Here is a 15,261-nt window from a genome sequence, read left to right on the forward strand (position 1 = left end):
AGGAGGGGAAACGGACTATTGTTTCTCTTCATGTGAAAGGCATTTGTAAATATCTAGGCATATGAAGTCTCTTCCGTGGATATTAGTCTGTCTATTGTTTGGCGTGATCGTGTGGATGCGTTGTCATCTGCACGATCTGTCAACTGTGTACATTAAGGGAGATACTGTACATGTCCGGGACACAGTAAGAGACACAATACCCAAACCGGCAAAGAGAACTCCAAAGCGTATCGATACGGTATATTTACCTATCTTGATAGATACTACGACTGACAGAACCGTAGAAGGTGATTCAATTCCGGTACTTGTACCTATTGTAAGCAAGGAATATAAAACTGATAATTACCGGGCCATAGTTAGTGGATATAAGCCTAGTCTTGATTTCATGGAGGTGTACAGAGACAAGGAAATTATTACTCTTTCACCTTTACAGAAGAAAAAACGTTGGGGATTAGGCTTACAGACAGGATATAGTTATCCGGGCGGTTGGTATGTTGGGGTGGGAATAAGCTGTAATTTGATTATGTGGTAATGAAAAAGGAAATACAATACACTAGTATTCGTAGATTACTTCTCCATTATTTTTTTTACTGCTAAATTCTTTTTGGATATTTCACATATTATTTATAATTTCGTATTTACATTTTAATCTAATCTTATGATGTAACTTATATAAATTATATTGAAGGTATGAAATATATATGTTTATTTCTTTTTGCGTGTATTTCAATAATATCCAAAGCACAAACTTTAATTCTATCAGAAAATGATTCTACGGTTATGACAGAATATAATGATGGGAATCTTTGGGCATATAGAAATGCGAATGGTTTTATCGTTGGCCTTACGACTTATGAAACGAAGGATGATTATGGAAAATATTATCGGATTGATGTTTTCATCAAGAATCAGTGTGATTCGTCGGTCATATTTACGCCGGACGATGTTACTTCTCATTTGCTGACTAATAGAGGAGATAATTATCAATTAATGGTATACACAAATGAAGCTTTTCAGAAAAAGATAAGAAAGTCTCAAAACTGGGCTATGGCCTTATATGGCTTTTCTTCTGGGCTTAGTGCGGGAAGTGCCGGATATTCTACATCTTATTCCACATCGTATTCGTCAAATGGTACCGCTTATACAACAGTGACCAACCATTATGATGCAAATGCGGCTTTTCAAGCTAATATGGCATCATCTTATCAACTACAAACATTGGGTAAAATGATGGATAATGATAGGGAAATAAAAAGGCAAGGATATCTGAAGAAGACAACGGTACATCCCAATGAGGGTATAATAGGATATATGAACATTAAAAGAAAAAAGGGAAAGATTCTAACTATAAATATACCTATCAATGGTTATGTTTATTCTTTTGATTGGGATGTAAGTAAATAATTGGATTGAAGGTAAATGAAAGGCAGCTTATTAGGCTGCCTTTTTTGTAATCCTTCCTATCAACAACACACGAATCAACAAACTCTCAAGAAGGGTTACATAAGATAGTACTAATATATAAATGAAAAGTTCGATCGTGGATATAAAAAAAGTGAGGGGAACCACCCCCTCACCAAAGTCAAACCAAAATAATCCGAATTATGTCCGTATTATCTTGATGTTGCAAAGATACAATTATTTTTCGATTAGACAATAAAAATCCCTGCATCGGCTCAATGCAGGGATGGTGTCAAATAAGAGCTTAACTGATCTTTAATGATGTCTGATGAATCATTTCGCTAACATCGTTCAAAGCGTTCAGAAACGTTTTGAGTTCATTGTCAGTAAAGCGAGCCTTTTTCCCGTTGACTATATTTCCGTTAATACGCTGATATAGCCAGTTTCTACTTTTACCAAAATATTTCTTTGCAATATAACTGAATGAGATTGCTTCGGGCAATTCTCCAAGTTTATCACGTAATATGGCTTCTTCCACTCTTTCTATATAATCATTGCAGGCATTTACCGTTGCTTTTAGCCCAGCTTCAGATGCTTTTTTGTAGGCTTCCTTTTGGGCTTCCGGTAGTTTATTATATTTATCCTGCATTTCCTTTTTGAAAGCTTCTTTTTCTTCTGTGGTTTTTAGTTCTTTGAATCTTTCAAAGTCAGCCTGCATTTCTTTTGTTGGCAGGCAATCATTCCAATCTATCATAGCTTTTAATGTTTGTCCCTCCCCGAAGGGAGGGATGTTAATTACAACTTTTTTAATTTCTCTTGGATTTCGTTCATCCGATCGAGTATGTCATTTATAAGCGCTTCCCGTTCTTTGGCATTTTCAGGAACCCCATAGGCCTCGTGAAAAGAAGCGAGAAGTTTTAAATTCTCATACTCTTGTTCTAATTCTTTTTTTTCTTCATCTTTCATCAGTTAAACATTAAAATTAAGAACTCTTATTTGACACTACAAAGATAATAAGCATTTGGTTATTATGCAAATTCTTAGTGATTTATTTTATATGTGATTATTCATTTTTCAAGTTGTCAAGTATTTCCCTGATTGCTTTATCAGCGTGTTTTCTCATTATTGTGACATAGTTGAAGATTGGTCTATCTTCTTTCATTGACTGCCCGATACAGTATTCCAGTGTACTAAGAGGAATTCCCAGGTCATATCCATGTTGGACGAAAGATTTGCGGGCTGAATATAGGGTGAATTTATGCCTGATTCCTGCCACCTTGCCTAATTGACTGATTTTCCTAGCCAGCAGGTTATAGCAGGAGGTATAGTTCTTGTATTTCCCGAATATAATTTTCCCCGTATTCTTTTTCATATACTTTTTTATAATGGGCTTTGCTTCTTCGGGAATGGAAAAGGAAATCAGGGAGTCCCCCTCTTTGGTGTTTTTGGTCTTTTTTCGGATGTAGTTTATTTCATCCGTCCGGAAATCGTATGCTAGTATGTCTACTAGGTTCATGCCGGCAAGATAATAAGTAAGCATGAAAATGTCCCGTGTGACGTTGAGATTGTAATGCTCTAAATTGGCGTCCCTGATTGTCTTGAGTTCTTCGACGGTGATTTGCGTTTCCCTCTTTTGGGCTGATGGAATTCTGGCTGTGATGAAAGGGTCGATATCGTAGGTGACGTATCTCATCTTTATAGCATAGTTAATGATAACCTTTAGGAGGGTTATGTAGATGTTGATTGTGGTGCTTGACAGCTTTGTCTTTTTGAGCCATGATATGTACTGGTTCATTCTGATAGGGGTAATATGTTCCATGAGAGAACCGTTCCCGATGAATTGCATAAACTTGTTTGTGGCCAGCCGATAGAGTTTGTATGTCTTGGTACGTTCTTCTTCATCTATTTGGGACAGATATTCATCCACGATATCCTCGAACTTACGATGCTTTTCTCCGTTTAACGGGTTAGTTATCATTTTGACTAATTGCGTGCACGTGAGCGAATCAGGGTAGTCCAGTTCCATGTATCGCTTGAAATAAAGGTTGTATAGCTGTTGTAATTTTGTATTGAGAAAATCCTTGTCTGGACGGTGTACTATTTTACCGTTCTTAAACTCGTTTTCCCTTACCACTATATCCGTGGTGATGAATCTCGTTTCAGAGTTGTGTGCGACTCGAATTCTTATTTTATGTGTCCCGTCTGATAACCTTTTTGCGGGAACTATTACCAATGTTAATGTAGCCATAATTTGTGTTTTTAGGGTAAAAATGGCGTTTTCGACCATTATTTTTTTAACATCCTATTGTAATTTACTTATAATCAGATTCTAATCCGGGAATTTTCCGACCATAATCCGACCATTTTATAGCGTCAAAAGTGACGTTTTTGCTCTCTATTATAGACTACTAATTGATAGGAAAAATAGTTCGATTGTGCTTTTAATATGCTGTATATCAATAAAATAAAAATCGGAAGCTCATGCTCGCTCGCAGGCTTCCGATCAACACAAAAACTAAACTAGACTTAACTAAACTATTCTATTCTTGGAATTTCACAATCCCTTTTCTGTTCGGTGCAAATGTACGCATAAATCATATTCTGACAAACTATAATCGACAAAATTCTCTTTTTTACCGATAAAACAGCTAAACATTAGCTCCTCTCGTCGAGGAAAGTTTGGAAGACCTGCTTGTAGCTGTCGCTGATAGGGATATAGGTCTTGTCGAATACAATACGGCCACGGTCAATCACACGTATTTTATCTTTTTGTACAATGAACGAACGGTGTACACGTATAAAGCGGCTGGACGGCAGAAGTTCTTCCATAGCTTTCATACTCATCAATGAAAGAATAGGTTTGGGAGCGTCTTCTGTATAAATTTTAATATAATCTTTCAGTCCTTCGATATACATAATTTTCTTCAAGTCTACTTGTACCAGTTTGTAGTCACTTTTTACAAAAATGCTGTCTATTTCTTCCGGTTTCTGAACCAGTTCGAACCATTGAAGTGCCTTATTGGCAGCTTGCAGGAAATCGACATACGAAATAGGTTTCAGCAGATAATCGAGCGCATTGACACGGTAGCCGTCAATGGCATACTGACCGAAGGCGGTGGTAAACACAATACGGGTACGAGAATCCACCATTTTAGAAAACTCCAGTCCGTTAAGCTCCGGCATTTGAATATCCAGGAAAAGAAGATCGACTTCCTCATCCGGCAACTCTTTCATGGCCTGAACCGCACTGGAATATTTCCCGGCTAGTTGCAGAAACGGAGTCTTGTTCACGTAACTCTCCAACAGACCGAGAGCCAGAGGCTCATCATCAACGATTGCACAACGTAACATCATAATTCTCTATATCTATTGTTTAATACTTAACGTTTTATTCTCAAATCCTGATACTCAGTCGAGATTCGTACACTTCTCCCTCCTTCGAAATGCCTTTCGACCAGGTGTAATCCCCTGGATAAAGTATCTCCAGCCGTCGGCTGACTTGTTCCAATCCCACGCCTGAACCACTCTTGTCCTCCATTGTCTTAGGATGATTACTGTTACGGATCTCACAAATTACCTCTTTGTTGCTTTCCGAGATACGAATGCTGATGAAACTCGTTTCGGTGGGGGAGATGCCATGTTTGAAAGCGTTCTCAATCAAGGAAATGAAGATAAGTGGGGCAATAAGTGTCTGGCTGTCCGGCTGGATATCGAATTGAGTAGTCATTTTTACGTTCGACGATAATCGGATACGCATCAGTTCAATGTAATTGCGGATGAAGTCCACTTCCTTGCAGAGAGGGACATACGTCTGCTGATTGTCGTACAGAACATAACGGAGTAATTTACTCAATTCCTGTACCGCCTGTTGTGCCTTGTCCGAGTCGAACGCAATCAGTGCATAAATATTGTTCAGGGTGTTCAGCAGGAAGTGCGGATTCAGCTGATTGCGCAGATTTTTCAGTTCAGCTTCCGCACGGCTTTTTTCTGCTTCCTTACGGGCAGCTTCGTTCTGTGTCCAACGGGCACTCATGCGGATAGCGGCACTTAGCCCGATAGTAAAGACAAGGCTCAGCATATCTCTAAGGAAAAACAGCCAGCCCGGAGGCATACCCGCCCGTTTGGGTTTCGGAGCAAATGACGGGTCGAATGTCAGGCTCTGCCAGAGATGAAGTAAAACTCCAATGGCACATAATAGGATGATGTTGTAAACAACATATCTCTTAGCCTGATTCTGAAAAAGGTAGCGGGGAACCAACAGGAAATAATTGGCGTAGAACACGATCATAAAAGAAAGTGGTACGGCGGCATGGCGTACGTAAGCCCACCAGTTGATGTTTCCGTTCCCACGTTCGACGAAAAAGAACGGGAAACCGAACATAATCCCCCAGCCGATAATGTGTATCAGTATCTCCAGGGGACGACGTGCGGATGTAAAGGTTTGTTTCATAAAGACAAAGATAGTTTTTTATTCGTATCTGATTGCCTCAATCGGATCTAAATCTGCAGCTTTTTTTGCAGGATACCAACCGAAGAAGACTCCGGTGACGGTACAGACAGCGAAAGAAAGGAAAACGCTCCACGGCTGAATATAGATAGGCCAGTGGGCCACGCTTTTCACTATCCAACTGGCTCCGCAGCCGATAATGACTCCGATGATACCTCCGGTGATACTGATCATGATCGCTTCGATAAGAAATTGGCTCAGAATATCGACGCCTCGTGCTCCGACGGACATACGCAGACCGATTTCACGGGTACGTTCCGTGACGGATACATACATGATATTCATGATTCCGATACCGCCCACTACCAATGAAATGCCGGCGATACAGGCAAGCAGGGTTGTCATCAAGTCGGTGGTAGAGTTCAGCATTGTACTCAATTCCTGTTGGGTACGGATCGTGAAGTCATCGTCGTCCGAGGCTTTTAGCTTATGATTGCGGCGAAGAATTTCGGTGATTTCCTCCGTGGCATAGTCCGTCATATCTTCAGTGAGGGCAGAAGCAAAGACGCCTTGCAGGTAAGTGACGGCGAGTAGGCGTTTCATCACTGTGGTGTAAGGCGCAAGCACGACGGCGTCCTGATCCTGTCCCATAGAGTTGTAACCTTTCGATTTGAGCACACCTACCACGCGAAGCGGTATTTTGCTGAAACGGATAATCTTTCCCACGGGATCACTACCGTCCGGGAAAAGGTTATCTACGATTGTCTTTCCGATAACGCATACTTTGGCAGAGCTTTGTATATCGGCTTCGGTAAACATCTCTCCATTTTCGACAGTGAGCTGACGGATGTCGAGATATTCTGTTCCTACTCCGTTGACGGAGGCAGGGTAGTTATTGTTTCCGGCGATGAGCTGTCCGGACGAAGATACGTTGGGACTAATGGCAGACAGGAAATTTGTCTCATCGCGTAAGGCTTCGTAGTCTGCTAGTTTCAAGGTCTGCATCGCAGAGGGATCTTGCCGGACACCTCCACGCATATCGGCTCCCGGGTGAATCATTATCATGTTCGAGCCCATTTCGGATATCTGCTGCTGGATACTTTTCTTCGAGCCTTGTCCAATGGCAAGCATCGTGATGACGGATGCGACACCGATAATGATGCCGAGCATGGTAAGGAAAGCACGTAGCTTGTTGTTCGCCAACGCCCGGAGAGCTATTTTAAATAAATTGGTTCCATTCATGTTTAAAAGCTTATAACTTTAATTAGTCTTCCTCATTTTTCGGCAATGCAGCCAGCGCTTCGGCGGCAGACAGAATCTTCGTATTGACCGTATCTTCCGTTATATGACCGTCGCGCAACCGTATATTCCGGCTACTGTATTGTGCGATTTCGGGATTATGCGTTACGAATATAATTGTACGTCCTTCCGCGTGAAGTTTCTGAAACAGGACAAGTATCTCAAAAGAGGTACGGGTGTCGAGATTTCCGGTGGCTTCGTCGGCAAGGATAACGGCAGGATTGTTCACCAGTGCGCGGGCGATGGCAACACGTTGCATCTGTCCGCCGGACATTTGGTTCGACTTATGTTCGAGACGGTCGCCCAGTCCCACCGCTTGTAGAGACTCGATAGCACGGCGGCGACGTTCGGAGGCACTGACGGCGGAGTTGTACATCAGCGGCAACTCCACGTTTTCTACTGCCGTTGTTTTGGGGAGGAGGTTGTAGCTCTGGAACACAAAACCGATTTTCCGGTTTCTGAGTACCGCCCGTTGAGGTTTGCTCATTGTGCGGACGGAGATTCCGTCGAGCAGATACTCTCCGCTGGTTGGGGTATCCAGGCAGCCCAATGTGTTGAGCAGCGTGGATTTTCCCGAACCGGAAGTTCCCATGATAGTAACAAACTCTCCTTCGTTGATAGTGAAAGAAACGCCTCGTAACGCATGGACAGTTTCTTCTCCTACCTGAAAGTCACGTTTGATATTTTGAAGTTCAATTACTTTTTTCATCTTTTATTCTTTATTTCTCATTTGCAAAATGTCTGCTGGTTTTCAGAATCGGTTTTACATACTTCTCGGATTTGCGCAAAGTTTATTTTAGCCTGTTTTAATGTGAGTTCGATATAACAGTTATCATCCGCATGGTTTCCCTTCCGGGAAGGAGGGGAAACCAAAGGGCGGGGTGGTAGGTGCGGCCATTTGCTTTTAATCGTAAGGCAGTATATTTCATATACCTATATATTCACCTACCACCTCCCCCTACGGGTACTCCTCCTTCCCGAAGGAGGAGAGTTGTGAACAGTATAGACTTATATCGAACTCACATTATTTTAATTTTAGGAAATCAGCTCTATCCTCTTAGACTGATTTCTTAAAATGGATTCATTTTTTCTTTTTGCTTCCCGGAGGGCCCGGCATGAACGGACTTCTTTCTCCGCCTTCCTGACCTGTCGGGGCTTCCATGCTTTCGCCCGGCATGCCACCTATGGTAGCTTCTGTCACTACTCTTGTTCCTTCGGCGACACCGCTGATGATCTCTGTGGAGATTCCGTTTGTAATTCCTATTTCTACCGGATGAGCAGTGAATGTGGTGCCTTCGCGTGTCCAGACTTTATGTTCGCTTTCGCAATCCTTCACAATATCGTTTTTACCGATCAGAGGTTCTTCCGGTGTAAAGCGCAAAGCCTTGTTAGGAACAGACAGTACATCTTTCTTGTCGAGAATATAGATTGTGATATTGGCAGTCAGACGTGGTTTCAGTTTCAGATCCGGATTATGGGCGGAGATTACCACCTCATAAGTAACCACCGTGCTGGTGCTGGAACTTGTACTGCTGGTACTGCTCGCATCTCCCAGGCGAATCTGTGTCACTACTCCTTCGAATGTGTCGTTCGGATAAGCGTCTACCGTGAAGCTGGCACGTTGACCTTCTTCGATACCGCCTATATCAGCTTCGTCCACGTCGGCCACTACCTGCATCTTTGTCAAGTCCGCAGCAATGGTGAACAAGGTCGGAGTTTCGAATCCGGAAGCAACAGTCTGTCCGGCTTCCACATCACGGCTGATAACTACACCGTCAATCGGTGAGGTAATCGTGGCGTAGGACAGGTTACGCTCTGCTTTTGCCAGAGAGGCTTTGCTGCTGTCGTAGTTACTTTTGGCTTTCTGGTAGTTATAGAGGGCCTGTTCGTAGTCCGTATCACTGATTAATGATTTCTCGTGCAGACCTTTGCTGCGTTGGAAGTTCTTTTCCTGATATTCGTATTCGGCTTTCGCACCGTCATAGGTTGCTTTCTGTGAAGCCAGTTCGCTTTGCAGGGTGACGCGGTCCATTTCGGCTATCAACTGTCCTTTGGTTACTACCGAGTTATAGTCCACATAGATTTTGTCGATGATACCGGATACCTGTGTACCGACTTCTACTTCCGTTACCGGTTCGATCGTTCCGGTAGCAGTCACCGAATTTGAAATATCGCCTTTGCTGACAGTAGTGGTGGCATACGTAACCTTGTGTTTGGCGGGTGAACCTGCAAAGAACCAGATTCCTGCTCCCACAACCACAACGACTGCCACAGCGATTAGAATAATCTTTTTCGTTTTCATTCGTTTATTATGCTTTTACTTATTTATAATGCTGATATTCGATTCCTTACAAAGCTAGTTTGTCGCCTTGATAGAACTTCAACAACTGTGTATTCAGTATTGCCATATATTTGGCTTGAAGCTGTTCTTGCTGTGCTTGTAGCAAGTTGTTCTTTTCAGTGAGAAGTTCTACTGTATTTTTCATTCCCAGATTGAATTGCTCGCTAATCAGGTTGTAGCTGATTTGCGTACTTTTCAGTTTCTCGTTGGCTGCTGCATAGCGTTGCTGTGCACTGTTGGCGTCGAGCCAAAGTCCTTCAATCGTTTTGTATAAGGCTTTCTGTTCGTCGAGCAATGACAGCATACTCGTTTCATATTGTAACTTGGCTTTCTGTACGGCACTCTTTGTCTGTCGATTATTGAAAATAGGCACGCTGACAGACAATCCGATGGAATTGTTCCAGCCATTTTTTACTTGTTCGCCGAAAGTGAAATCACTACCACTGGTATGATTCGTTCCGATTCCCGCGCTGAGGCTGACGGTAGGAAGGTAGCCGGACTTGGCAATGTCGATTCCCAATTCGGAAGCGTTCACATTGAGTTTGCTCGCTTCGATTTCGGGACGAAGGGCAAGGGCACTCACATACACATCTCTTTTGGCGGGCAACGGAGACAGTACATTCTCGTCGGACAGAGCGGGGAGATAGATGTTCATTTCATTCTCCCCGTCGAGTTCGAGCAGTTGTTTCAGTTGTAATTTGTAATCTTGCAGAGTGGCTTGCGCTGTGACAAGTTGGTAACGGTCGGTACTGACCTGCGCTTCCAATTGTGCGAAATCGCTTTTGGCAATGCTTCCGGCATTCAGAAGTTCCTGACCGCGGTCGCGCTGTGCAATGGAGACTTGCAGCGTATTTTCATTTACTCTGACAGACTCTGCTGCATAAAGTATCTGAATATATATTTGTGCAATAGACTCCTGAATACTGTTCTCCGAAGTCGCTACATCCAGTTCGGCTACCTGATTGTTCAGTTTCTCCTGTTGGATTGTCTTCAGCCGTTTGCTACCATTATAAAGAGTCCACGAGGCATTTAGTCCGTAGTTTCCATTGTAACTGGTTTTACTGTTGGTACTGATAATCTCACTGCCACTGACTCTGCTACTTGATTCCTGATACGGCCGGTTCACAACCTGCTGGCTGGTAGAGAAGGAGAGGCTGGGGAACAAGGCAGCCTTGGCTGTCTTCACATCAATCTGCGTGCTTGCCGCAGTAACCCGATTTTTACGAATCGTAATATTCTGCTCAAGGGCATAGTCGATACACGATTGCAAGTCCCATTGAGCGGGAAGCTTTGTTTCGTTCAGTGTATCGACTTGCAGAGAAGAATTTTGGGCAGATATGCCGGGCAGCATACCTGCACCCAAAAATGCTATCACTGTCAATCTTCTTACGTTTATCATATTCATTCTTCTATTAATTAACCGGAAACGAAGGTACGTACATATTATAATAGCAGCAAAAGTGATAGACGGATTGCGGAATTTCGCCGTTAAATGATTTTTTTCTGTCGATAGGCAGGTTTTTTTAGAAAAACACGACAAATTCTGCAACAATTCAAGGGATTTGTTTGTTTTAATTATAAAAATTGTATATTTGTACTCATTACAAATCTTGACGTAGAAATATGAAGAATACACTACTTTCCGTCTGGAACTTCTACCTGGAAGGCTTTCGAAGTATGACTTTGGGGCGTACTCTGTGGATTATTATCCTTTTGAAATTATTCATCATGTTCTTTATTCTGAAGTTGTTCTTCTTCCCCGACTTTCTTGGCGACCACCCTACGGATGCCGACAAGGGAACGTATGTGGGAAATGAACTGATACAACGTGCTCTTCCCGAGAAATCTACTGATTTTTAACTTTTAAACTACATAAGATTATGATTGAAAGTATTGACACCTCGCTGATCGATTGGTCGAGAGCCCAATTTGCGATGACAGCTATGTACCACTGGATTTTTGTTCCCCTTACGCTCGGACTGGCGGTGGTAATGGGAATAATGGAGACGCTGTATTATAAAACAGGCAATGAATTCTGGAAACGGACAGCCAAATTTTGGATGAAACTTTTCGGTATTAACTTTGCCATTGGTGTGGCAACCGGTTTGATTCTGGAATTTGAATTTGGTACGAATTGGAGTAATTATTCGTGGTTCGTAGGCGATATCTTCGGTGCGCCGTTGGCTATTGAAGGGATTTTGGCCTTCTTCATGGAAGCTACGTTTATAGCGGTGATGTTCTTCGGCTGGGAGAAAGTGAGCAAGCGTTTTCATTTGGCTTCTACCTGGCTGACAGGTCTGGGAGCTACAATTTCCGCCTGGTGGATTCTTGTTGCCAATGCTTGGATGCAACATCCGGTGGGTATGGAGTTCAATCCTGATACGGTTCGTAATGAAATGGTGGACTTTTGGGCGGTGGCTACTTCGCCTGTGGCCGTCAATAAATTCTTTCATACGGTGTTGTCCGGCTGGGTGCTGGGTGGCGTGTTTGTAGTAGGCATTGGTTGCTGGTATTTGTTGAAGAAGCGCAATCGTGAGTTTGCACTTGCCAGCATAAAGATTGGTGCTATCTTCGGATTGGTGGCATCACTGCTTTCCGTTTGGACAGGCGACGGCTCCGGTTATCAGATTGCGCAGACGCAGCCGATGAAACTTGCCGCTGTGGAAGGATTGTATGAGGGTGGTACGAATGTGGGTTTGGTAGGAATCGGCATGCTGAATCCCGAAAAGAAGACTTATAATGACGGAAAAGAACCTTTCCTGTTCCGTATTGAGATACCGAGTATGCTTTCTTTCCTTGCCGAGCGTGACGCCAATGCTTATGTTCCGGGAATTACGAATATTATCGAAGGTGGCTATCAACAGAAAGACGGTACGATTGCTCTTTCGGCTGCCGAAAAGATTGAACGGGGTAAAACGGCTATCGGTGCGCTGGCTGCTTACCGTGCTGCGAAGAGTGCCGGGAACGAGGAGGATGCGCAAGTGGCATACAAAGTGTTGCAGGAGAATATTCCTTATTTCGGATACGGATATATTAAGGATGTGAATCAGTTGGTTCCGAATGTTCCTCTGAACTTTTATGCCTTCCGTGTCATGGTGATTCTGGGTGGATATTTCATTCTGTTCTTTATTGTTGTACTGTTCTTTATCTATAAAAAGGATTTAAGCAAAATGCGCTGGATGCATTGGGTGGCTTTACTGACGATTCCTCTGGCTTACATTGCCGGACAAGCCGGTTGGGTGGTTGCCGAATGTGGCCGTCAACCGTGGGCTATCCGGGATCTGCTTCCTACATCGGCGGCTATCTCCAAGTTGGATGTCGGCTCTGTTCAGACTACTTTCTTTATCTTCCTGTTTTTATTTACCGTAATGCTGATTGCGGAAATAGGAATCATGATAAGGGCTATCAAGAAGGGGCCGGAGGTTTAATACCTGGAATCTGATATCAGAGCGTCATACATAATACTTAAAACTTAATACTTAAAATATATGTATATATTTCTACAACAATATTGGTGGCTGATCGTTTCCTTGCTGGGAGCCATACTTGTGTTCTTATTGTTTGTGCAAGGAGGTAATTCGTTATTGTTCTGTCTGGGCAAGACGGAAGAACATCGCAAGATGTTGGTAAATTCTACCGGTCGCAAATGGGAATTTACGTTTACTACATTGGTAACGTTCGGAGGTGCTTTCTTTGCTTCATTTCCTTTATTTTATAGTACCAGTTTCGGCGGAGCTTATTGGCTTTGGATGATTATTCTTTTCAGTTTTGTGTTGCAGGCTGTCAGCTATGAATTTCAGAGTAAGGCAGGCAATCTGTTAGGTAAAAAGACATACCGGACGTTTTTGGTGATTAACGGGGTAGTGGGGCCTTTGTTGCTTGGCGGGGCAGTTGCTACCTTTTTCACCGGTTCTGATTTTTATATCAATAAGGCGAATATGACGGATACCATTATGCCGGTTATCAGTCATTGGGGCAATGGGTGGCATGGACTTGATGCATTGACCAATATCTGGAATGTGATTCTGGGGCTGGCTGTATTTTTCCTCGCTCGTGTGTTGGGCGCACTTTATTTCATTAATAATATAGATGATAAAGAATTGACCGATAAATGCCGTCGTGCCGTACTGAATAATACGGTTTTATTCTTATTATTCTTTCTGGCTTTCGTCATCCGTACATTGGTATCCGACGGTTTTGCCGTAAATCCTGATACGCAGGAGGTTTATATGCAGCCATTCAAGTACTTTACTAACTTTATCGAAATGCCGGTTGTATTAATCCTTTTCCTTATCGGAGTGGTATTGGTTCTCTTTGGAATCGGAAAGACGGTTCTTAAAAAGACTTTTGATAAGGGAATCTGGTTTACGGGCATTGGCACTGTGCTGACGGTTTTATCCCTGTTATTGGTAGCCGGATACAACAATACTGCTTATTATCCGTCTTATACGGATTTGCAAAGTTCATTGACTCTGGCCAATAGCTGTTCCAGCGAATTTACGCTTAAAACAATGGCGTATGTTTCTATTCTTGTTCCGTTCGTTCTTGCCTATATATTCTATGCATGGCGCAGCATCGACCGTCATAAGATTACAGAGAAAGAAATGGATGAGGGAGGGCATTCTTACTAAACGATACGGGTCGGACGTTGATAATGAATCAGGAACGATAATTTTGATTAAAACGATAAACGGTGAACAAGCTTGCGATAGATGCGCAACTTGTTCACCGTTCATTTTTATCGTTCTCCGTCGTTTTATTTATTCACAACGTTTTCCGGTGTTCCGGCAATGTATGCTTGGAGGTTACTGATCGCCATATTCATCAGGCGTTCGCGAGCTTCGGTTGTAGCCCATGCGATATGCGGGGTGATGTAGCAGTTCTTTGCAGTCAGTAACGGATTGTCGGCACGAGGAGGTTCGGTAGAAAGCACGTCTACTCCGGCAGCATAAATCTTCCCGCTGTTCAGTGCGTCTGCCAAGTCTTGTTCGTTGATGAGCGGACCACGGCCTGTATTGATAAGAATAGCGTTCGGCTTCATCATAGCGAGACGGCGGGCGTTCACCAGTTCGTGAGTTTCCGGGGTAAGCGGGCAGTGAAGGCTGACAATATCACATTCGCTGAACAGTTGGTCTAAGTCCATTTTCTTGATTTCCGGCGGCAACTGGAAGTGTGACTTGGAAGTCAGTGCATAAACCTGCATACCGAAACCGATAGCAACACGAGCAGTTGTGTAACCTGTATTTCCCAGTCCGACCAAACCGATTTTCTTGTCTCTCAGTTCCATTAAAGGAGTATCCCAAAAACAGAAATCCTTGTTGTTTGTCCAACGACCTTTGTGGACTTCTTCCGAATGGCGCTGTACTTGTTGGGAGATATTCAGGATATGTGCAAATACCATTTGAGCTACGGAAGCGGTGCTGTATGCGGGAATATTGGTAACAATGATACCGCGTTCTTTGGCAGCAGCCGTATCGACAACGTTGTATCCGGTAGCCAATACACCGATATATTTCAGTTCGGGCAAGGCAGCCATGTGGTCTGCATTGATGATTACCTTGTTAGTCAGAATTACTTCTGCACCGGCTGAACGTTCTAATACTTCTTCGGGGGCGGTACGGTCGTAAATCGTACATTCTCCGAGAGCCTTTAAACCTTCCCAGGATATATCTCCGGGATTGGCGGCAAAGCCGTCTAAAATAACAATTTTCATTTTCTATTTTAGTATTAATAATATGTTATACGTTTCTTGTTGTTTTATTTTGTTTCTGCC

Annotated in this window: 15 protein-coding genes; 5 read left to right on the plus strand and 10 right to left on the minus strand. The window is 43.1% G+C overall.

All coding sequences use genetic code 11. The features are described 5' to 3' along the window. Positions 1-61: 61 nt before the first annotated feature. A complete protein-coding gene (locus tag BHV72_RS13270) occupies positions 62-532 on the plus strand; it encodes a DUF6808 domain-containing protein (RefSeq protein ID WP_004318760.1) in 471 nt (156 codons plus the stop codon). Between the two features lie 158 nt (positions 533-690). Continuing rightward, positions 691-1,404, plus strand: a complete 714-nt coding sequence (locus BHV72_RS13275) for a hypothetical protein (RefSeq protein WP_004318758.1) — start codon at positions 691-693, stop codon at positions 1,402-1,404. 301 nt (positions 1,405-1,705) lie between these two features. Here the strand turns inward: BHV72_RS13275 and BHV72_RS13280 are convergent, their stop codons facing one another. The 9 genes from BHV72_RS13280 to BHV72_RS13320 form a co-directional block, all read right to left on the minus strand. Then, the gene (locus tag BHV72_RS13280; protein ID WP_004300324.1) at positions 1,706-2,155 is read right to left on the minus strand and encodes a DUF5053 domain-containing protein; all 450 of its coding nucleotides are present in this window, start codon (positions 2,153-2,155) and stop codon (positions 1,706-1,708) included. Between the two features lie 41 nt (positions 2,156-2,196). Beyond that, the gene (locus BHV72_RS13285; RefSeq protein WP_004313367.1) at positions 2,197-2,367 is read right to left on the minus strand and encodes a hypothetical protein; all 171 of its coding nucleotides are present in this window, start codon (positions 2,365-2,367) and stop codon (positions 2,197-2,199) included. 97 nt (positions 2,368-2,464) lie between these two features. Further along, a complete protein-coding gene (locus tag BHV72_RS13290; RefSeq protein ID WP_004318751.1) occupies positions 2,465-3,688 on the minus strand; it encodes a tyrosine-type recombinase/integrase in 1,224 nt (407 codons plus the stop codon). A gap of 368 nt (positions 3,689-4,056) precedes the next feature. Further along, on the minus strand, positions 4,057-4,755 hold the full coding sequence (locus tag BHV72_RS13295; protein ID WP_005676412.1) for a LytR/AlgR family response regulator transcription factor: 699 nt from the start codon (positions 4,753-4,755) through the stop codon (positions 4,057-4,059). Between the two features lie 40 nt (positions 4,756-4,795). After that, complete coding sequence (locus tag BHV72_RS13300) at positions 4,796-5,851, minus strand: sensor histidine kinase (protein WP_005676410.1); 1,056 nt, start codon at positions 5,849-5,851, stop codon at positions 4,796-4,798. A gap of 18 nt (positions 5,852-5,869) precedes the next feature. Next, complete coding sequence (locus BHV72_RS13305; RefSeq protein WP_022042661.1) at positions 5,870-7,090, minus strand: ABC transporter permease; 1,221 nt, start codon at positions 7,088-7,090, stop codon at positions 5,870-5,872. A gap of 22 nt (positions 7,091-7,112) precedes the next feature. Then, a complete protein-coding gene (locus BHV72_RS13310; RefSeq protein WP_005676406.1) occupies positions 7,113-7,856 on the minus strand; it encodes an ABC transporter ATP-binding protein in 744 nt (247 codons plus the stop codon). Positions 7,857-8,228: 372 nt separating this feature from the next. Further along, a complete protein-coding gene (locus tag BHV72_RS13315) occupies positions 8,229-9,449 on the minus strand; it encodes an efflux RND transporter periplasmic adaptor subunit (protein WP_005680682.1) in 1,221 nt (406 codons plus the stop codon). A 46-nt stretch (positions 9,450-9,495) separates the two neighbouring features. Continuing rightward, positions 9,496-10,893: a TolC family protein gene (locus BHV72_RS13320; protein ID WP_005676403.1), complete on the minus strand. Its 1,398-nt coding sequence runs from the start codon at positions 10,891-10,893 to the stop codon at positions 9,496-9,498. Positions 10,894-11,111: 218 nt separating this feature from the next. Between BHV72_RS13320 and BHV72_RS13325 the strand changes: the two genes are divergently transcribed. The 3 genes from BHV72_RS13325 to cydB are packed head-to-tail and all read left to right on the plus strand — an operon-like array spanning position 11,112 to position 14,119. After that, positions 11,112-11,348 carry a DUF4492 domain-containing protein gene (locus BHV72_RS13325; RefSeq protein WP_005676402.1) on the plus strand — a complete coding sequence of 79 codons (237 nt, stop codon included), beginning with the start codon at positions 11,112-11,114 and terminating at the stop codon, positions 11,346-11,348. 20 nt (positions 11,349-11,368) lie between these two features. Beyond that, a complete protein-coding gene (locus BHV72_RS13330; protein WP_005676401.1) occupies positions 11,369-12,916 on the plus strand; it encodes a cytochrome ubiquinol oxidase subunit I in 1,548 nt (515 codons plus the stop codon). A 60-nt stretch (positions 12,917-12,976) separates the two neighbouring features. After that, positions 12,977-14,119, plus strand: coding sequence for a cytochrome d ubiquinol oxidase subunit II (gene cydB / locus BHV72_RS13335; protein WP_005676400.1), 1,143 nt, complete (start codon positions 12,977-12,979; stop codon positions 14,117-14,119). 125 nt (positions 14,120-14,244) lie between these two features. On the opposite strand, the gene BHV72_RS13340 is transcribed toward cydB, so the two are convergent. Beyond that, a complete protein-coding gene (locus tag BHV72_RS13340) occupies positions 14,245-15,201 on the minus strand; it encodes a D-2-hydroxyacid dehydrogenase (protein ID WP_286856148.1) in 957 nt (318 codons plus the stop codon). Between the last annotated feature and the right edge of the window lie 60 nt (positions 15,202-15,261).

The sequence above is a fragment of the Bacteroides sp. 43_46 genome, from assembly GCF_001915455.1.
GTDB lineage: Bacteria > Bacteroidota > Bacteroidia > Bacteroidales > Bacteroidaceae > Bacteroides > Bacteroides caccae.

Bases quoted from the DNA above. Each gene is read 5' to 3' on its own strand.
- BHV72_RS13280 (WP_004300324.1), bottom strand. From the start codon at position 2,155: ATGATAGATTGGAATGATTGCCTGCCAACAAAAGAAATGCAGGCTGAC.
- BHV72_RS13295 (WP_005676412.1), bottom strand. From the start codon at position 4,755: ATGATGTTACGTTGTGCAATCGTTGATGATGAGCCTCTGGCTCTCGGT.
- BHV72_RS13300 (WP_005676410.1), bottom strand. From the start codon at position 5,851: ATGAAACAAACCTTTACATCCGCACGTCGTCCCCTGGAGATACTGATA.
- BHV72_RS13275 (WP_004318758.1), top strand. From the start codon at position 691: ATGAAATATATATGTTTATTTCTTTTTGCGTGTATTTCAATAATATCC.
- BHV72_RS13320 (WP_005676403.1), bottom strand. From the start codon at position 10,893: ATGAATATGATAAACGTAAGAAGATTGACAGTGATAGCATTTTTGGGT.
- BHV72_RS13315 (WP_005680682.1), bottom strand. From the start codon at position 9,449: ATGAAAACGAAAAAGATTATTCTAATCGCTGTGGCAGTCGTTGTGGTT.
- BHV72_RS13270 (WP_004318760.1), top strand. From the start codon at position 62: ATGAAGTCTCTTCCGTGGATATTAGTCTGTCTATTGTTTGGCGTGATC.
- BHV72_RS13340 (WP_286856148.1), bottom strand. From the start codon at position 15,201: ATGAAAATTGTTATTTTAGACGGCTTTGCCGCCAATCCCGGAGATATA.
- BHV72_RS13330 (WP_005676401.1), top strand. From the start codon at position 11,369: ATGATTGAAAGTATTGACACCTCGCTGATCGATTGGTCGAGAGCCCAA.
- BHV72_RS13325 (WP_005676402.1), top strand. From the start codon at position 11,112: ATGAAGAATACACTACTTTCCGTCTGGAACTTCTACCTGGAAGGCTTT.
- cydB (WP_005676400.1), top strand. From the start codon at position 12,977: ATGTATATATTTCTACAACAATATTGGTGGCTGATCGTTTCCTTGCTG.
- BHV72_RS13305 (WP_022042661.1), bottom strand. From the start codon at position 7,090: ATGAATGGAACCAATTTATTTAAAATAGCTCTCCGGGCGTTGGCGAAC.
- BHV72_RS13290 (WP_004318751.1), bottom strand. From the start codon at position 3,688: ATGGTCGAAAACGCCATTTTTACCCTAAAAACACAAATTATGGCTACA.
- BHV72_RS13310 (WP_005676406.1), bottom strand. From the start codon at position 7,856: ATGAAAAAAGTAATTGAACTTCAAAATATCAAACGTGACTTTCAGGTA.
- BHV72_RS13285 (WP_004313367.1), bottom strand. From the start codon at position 2,367: ATGAAAGATGAAGAAAAAAAAGAATTAGAACAAGAGTATGAGAATTTA.